This is a genomic window from Nocardiopsis sp. NPDC058631 (genome assembly GCF_042716955.1).
GTDB lineage: Bacteria > Actinomycetota > Actinomycetes > Streptosporangiales > Streptosporangiaceae > Nocardiopsis.
Genome location: NZ_JBHXQY010000177.1, coordinates 1 through 5,571, shown reverse-complemented (window position 1 = coordinate 5,571; position 5,571 = coordinate 1). Strand labels below are relative to the sequence as shown.

The 5,571-nt window shown below is 57.2% G+C and carries 3 rRNA genes; all 3 read right to left on the bottom strand.

Annotated features, from left to right (window positions below):
* Window positions 1-33: 33 nt before the first annotated feature.
* Window positions 34-149: ribosomal RNA gene (gene rrf, locus ACFWTE_RS29565) — 5S ribosomal RNA — on the bottom strand.
* A gap of 106 nt (window positions 150-255) precedes the next feature.
* Window positions 256-3,349 (bottom strand): 23S ribosomal RNA (locus ACFWTE_RS29560).
* A 376-nt stretch (window positions 3,350-3,725) separates the two neighbouring features.
* Window positions 3,726-5,257: ribosomal RNA gene (locus tag ACFWTE_RS29555) — 16S ribosomal RNA — on the bottom strand.
* The 16S, 23S and 5S rRNA genes sit together here, the layout of an rRNA operon.
* Between the last annotated feature and the right edge of the window lie 314 nt (window positions 5,258-5,571).

The following is a 5,571-nucleotide window of genomic DNA, read 5'->3' as shown; positions in this document are numbered from 1 at the left end:
CCCATCACAGGCAACCCCCTCCCCAACAAAAAACCGTGGCAGCGACCTACTCTCCCACCCCACCACAGGGCAGTACCATCAGCGCAAGGAGACTTAACGACCGGGTTCGGAAAGAGACCGGGTGTGACCCTCCAGCAATAACCACCACGGAAACCAAACACCACCACGAAACCCTCAACCCACCCCAACAAGGCAGAGAGAACCCCACAGCGGAAAACCGTGTGAACAAGTGTGCGCGAACATCCAATTATCTGCAGCGGACAAGCCCTCGGCCTATTAGTACCGGTCAGCTCCACCCCTCACAGGGCTTCCACACCCGGCCTATCAACCCCGTCGTCTACAGGGAGCCTTACCCTCTCAAAGGAGGCAGGAGACCTCATCTCGAAGCAAGCTTCCCGCTTAGATGCTTTCAGCGGTTATCCCTCCCGAACGTAGCCAACCAGCCATGCCCTTGGCAGGACAACTGGCACACCAGAGGTTCGTCCGTCCCGGTCCTCTCGTACTAGGGACAGCCCTTCTCAAGTCTCCAACGCGCACAGCGGATAGGGACCGAACTGTCTCACGACGTTCTAAACCCAGCTCGCGTGCCGCTTTAATGGGCGAACAGCCCAACCCTTGGGACCAACTCCAGCCCCAGGATGCGACGAGCCGACATCGAGGTGCCAAACCATCCCGTCGATATGGACTCTTGGGGAAGATCAGCCTGTTATCCCCGGGGTACCTTTTAGCCGTTGAGCGACACCGCTTCCACACGCCGGTGCCGGATCACTAGTCCCAGCTTTCGCTCCTGCTCGACACGTCCGTCTCACAGTCAAGCTCCCTTGTGCACTTACACTCAACACCTGATTACCAACCAGGCTGAGGGAACCTTTGGGCGCCTCCGTTACTCTTTGGGAGGCAACCGCCCCAGTTAAACTACCCACCAGACACTGTCCCCGAACCGGATCACGGTCCAAGGTTAGATGCCCGAAACAGTCAGAGTGGTATTTCACCAACGCCTCCACCGCCACTAGCGTGACGACTTCACCGGCTCCCACCTATCCTACACAAACCATCCCAAACACCAATGTCAAGCTATAGTGAAGGTCCCGGGGTCTTTCCGTCCTGCTGCGCGAAACGAGCATCTTTACTCGTAGTGCAATTTCACCGGGCCCATGGTTGAGACAGTGGGGAAGTCGTTACGCCATTCGTGCAGGTCGGAACTTACCCGACAAGGAATTTCGCTACCTTAGGATGGTTATAGTTACCACCGCCGTTTACTGGCGCTTAGATTCCTAGCTTCGCAGAGGCGAACCCCCGCTAACCAGTCCTCTTAACGTTCCAGCACCGGGCAGGCGTCAGTCCGTATACAGCGTCTTACGACTTCGCACGGACCTGTGTTTTTAATAAACAGTCGCTTCCCCCCGCTATCTGCGACCCCACCCAGCTCAGACCGCAAAGGCCATCACCAGACAGGGCTCCCCTTCTCCCGAAGTTACGGGGACAATTTGCCGAGTTCCTTAACCATGGTTCACCCGAACGCCTCGGTATTCTCTACCTGACCACCTGCGTCGGTTTAGGGTACTGGCCACACACGAACTCGCTAGAGGCTTTTCTCGACAGCATGGGATCACCCACTTCACCGAAAACGGCTCGGCATCACGTCTCAGCCTTCACGGGAGGCGGATTTGCCAACCCCCCAGCCTACACGCTTACCCCCGGACAACCACCGCCGGGTAGAGCTACCCTCCTGCGTCACCCCATCACTTACCTACTACAAGCTCGGATCCCAGACCAGTTCAGAGGCAGTTCCCGAAGGACCCACCAAGAACCAGCGTGGTTAGCATCACCTGATTCGATACTGGACGCTCGTGCACGGGTACGGGAATATCAACCCGTTATCCATCGACTACGCCTGTCGGCCTCGCCTTAGGTCCAGACTCACCCTGGGCGGATTAACCTGCCCCAGGAACCCTTAGTCAATCGGCGGCAACGTTTCTCACGTTGCTTTCGCTACTCATGCCTGCATTCTCACTCGCACACCCTCCACCACACGATCACTCGGCAGCTTCTCCGGATGCACGACGCTCCCCTACCACACCAACACAAGGTTGGCATCCACAGCTTCGGCGGTGTGCTTAAGCCCCGCTACATTATCGGCGCAGAACCACTTGACCAGTGAGCTATTACGCACTCTTTAAAGGATGGCTGCTTCTAAGCCAACCTCCTGGTTGTCTGGGCAACTCCACAACCTTTCCCACTTAGCACACGCTTAGGGGCCTTAGCTGATGATCTGGGCTGTTTCCCTCTCGACTACGAAGCTTATCCCCCGCAGTCTCACTGCCGCGCTTCACTTAACCGGCATTCGGAGTTTGTCTGACGTCAGTAACCTTGTAGGGCCCATCAGCCAAACAGTAGCTCTACCTCCAGCAAGAAACACGCGACGCTGCACCTAAATGCATTTCGGGGAGAACCAGCTATCACGGAGTTTGATTGGCCTTTCACCCCTACCCACACCTCATCCCCCAGGTTTTCAACCCTGGTGGGTTCGGGCCTCCACGAGGTCTTACCCCCGCTTCACCCTGGACATGGGTAGATCACTCCGCTTCGGGTCCACAGCATGCGACTCAACCGCCCTATTCAGACTCGGTTTCCCTACGGCTACCCCACCCGGGTTAACCTCGCCACACACCATGACTCGCAGGCTCATTCTTCAAAAGGCACGCCATCACCAAAGACAAGCTTCAGCTCTGACGGCTTGACAGCACACGGTTTCAGGTACTATTTCACGACCCCTCACCGGGGCACTTTTCACCTTTCCCTCACGGTACTAGTGCACTATCGGTCATCAGGACGTATTTTGGCTTAGCAGGTGGTCCTGCCAGATTCACACGGACTTTCACGGGCTCCGCGCTACTCGGGAGAACACCAACGCCTAGACTCTTCCTTCACCTACGGGACTCTCACCCACTACGGTTCCGTTTCCCAACGGATTCAGCTAAAAGAATCACTCAGCGCTCCGGATCGGCAGACCCGGACAGATGCTTCCCACAACCCCGCACACGCAACGACTGCCGTCTATCACACGCGCACGGTTTAGCCTCTTCCCCGTTCGCTCACCACTACTAGGGGAATCACTGTTGTTTACTCTTCCTACGGGTACTGAGATGTTTCACTTCCCCGCGTCACCACCAACTACCCTATACATTCAGGTAGCGGCAACCCGACACAACTCGGGCTAGGTTTCCCCATTCGGACACCCACGGATCAAAGCTCGGTTGACAGCTCCCCGTGGCCTATCGTGGCCTCCCACGTCCTTCATCGGCGCCTGATGCCAAGGCATCCACCGTGTGCCACTATCACTTGGCCACTACAGATAATAAGATGCTCGCGCACACTATTCACAAGTCAAAACACCAACCGCACACCCTCGCACCACGTCCCCCAACCCCAGCCGGCACACTCACATGCACCACAGGATCGAAGAAGAGTTCCTCGGGGCGGTCCGCGGGAAACAAACCGACCACCCGCCCCCCACAGGGGACCAGATGGTCGAGGTTGCTTCCTCAGACACCCAACAGCGCGCCCCCCGACGCTTCTAGGTCGTCGGAGGCAAAGTCTGATTCATCTTCAGCCACTCCCAGTCAGCGAAACCACCCACCGAAGCAGATGGCCCCGAATGCTGCCGGGTCCACTTTCGAGTCCGACCAACAATAGGAAGTGTTGGCCTTCAAAAGACTCCTTAGAAAGGAGGTGATCCAGCCGCACCTTCCGGTACGGCTACCTTGTTACGACTTCGTCCCAATCGCCAGCCCCACCTTCACTCATTCCCTCCCCGAAGGGTTAGGCCACAAGTTTCGGGTGTTGCCGACTTTCATGACGTGACGGGCGGTGTGTACAAGGCCCGGGAACGTATTCACCGCGGCGTTGCTGATCCGCGATTACTAGCGACTCCACCTTCATGGGGTCGAGTTGCAGACCCCAATCCGAACTGAGACCGGCTTTTAGGGATTCGCTCCACCTTGCGGTCTCGCACGCCCATTGTACCGGCCATTGTAGCATGTTTGCAGCCCAAGACATAAGGGGCATGATGACTTGACGTCGTCCCCACCTTCCTCCGAGTTGACCCCGGCAGTCTCCTATGAGTCCCCACCATAACGTGCTGGCAACATAGAATAGGGGTTGCGCTCGTTGCGGGACTTAACCCAACATCTCACGACACGAGCTGACGACAGCCATGCACCACCTGTCACCCACCAACTAAATGACCCTGTATCTCTACAGGTCCACGGGCGATGTCAAACCTTGGTAAGGTTCTTCGCGTTGCGTCGAATTAAGCAACATGCTCCGCCGCTTGTGCGGGCCCCCGTCAATTCCTTTGAGTTTTAGCCTTGCGGCCGTACTCCCCAGGCGGGGCGCTTAATGCGTTAGCTGCGGCGCGGAAACCGTGGAAAGTCCCCACACCTAGCGCCCAACGTTTACGGCATGGACTACCAGGGTATCTAATCCTGTTCGCTCCCCATGCTTTCGCTCCTCAGCGTCAGGTAAGGCCCAGAGACCCGCCTTCGCCACCGGTGTTCCTCCTGATATCTGCGCATTTCACCGCTACACCAGGAATTCCAGTCTCCCCTACCTACCTCTAGCATGCCCGTATCCACTGCAGAACCGGAGTTAAGCCCCGGTCTTTCACAGCAGACGTGACACGCCGCCTACGAGCTCTTTACGCCCAATAATTCCGGACAACGCTCGGACCCTACGTATTACCGCGGCTGCTGGCACGTAGTTAGCCGGTCCTTATTCCCCACCTACCGTCAACCCCCAGAGAACTGGGAGCCTGCGTTGGTGGTAAAAGAGGTTTACAACCCGAAGGCCGTCATCCCCCACGCGGCGTCGCTGCGTCAGGCTTTCGCCCATTGCGCAATATTCCCCACTGCTGCCTCCCGCAGGAGTCTGGGCCGTGTCTCAGTCCCAGTGTGGCCGGTCGCCCTCTCAGGCCGGCTACCCGTAATCGCCTTGGTAGGCCTTTACCCCACCAACAAGCTGATAGGCCGCGAGCCCATCCCCGACCGAAAAACTTTCCACACACCGCCATGAGGTGGTGTGTCATATCCGGTATTAGACGGCGTTTCCACCGCTTATCCCGGAGTCAGGGGCAGGTTGCTCACGTGTTACTCACCCGTTCGCCGCTCGTGTACCCCGAAGGGCCTTACCGCTCGACTTGCATGTGTTAAGCACGCCGCCAGCGTTCGTCCTGAGCCAGGATCAAACTCTCCATAAAGGTCATACAATCCGTCCCGGCGACCAGAGGTCAGCCTGGGGCGGATAAACCTAGAAGAAATCCTGACCAACCAGGTTGCCCTGGTTAATCAAAGGAACCCTTCACACCGAACCACTGTTCGGGTGATGGGGCCAAAACAAACATGGCTTAAAGAAAATCAAACACGCGCTGTTGAGTTCTCAAGAAACAACCGCTCTTCCGGTACAAGCCCGATCCTGTGAGACCGTGTGCTCTTCCGTGGAAGGCGTCTGCGTTTCCGCTTTGTTGTGTCTTTACTTTATCAGGTGTTCCGCGCCCCGCCAAATCGGCGGTTT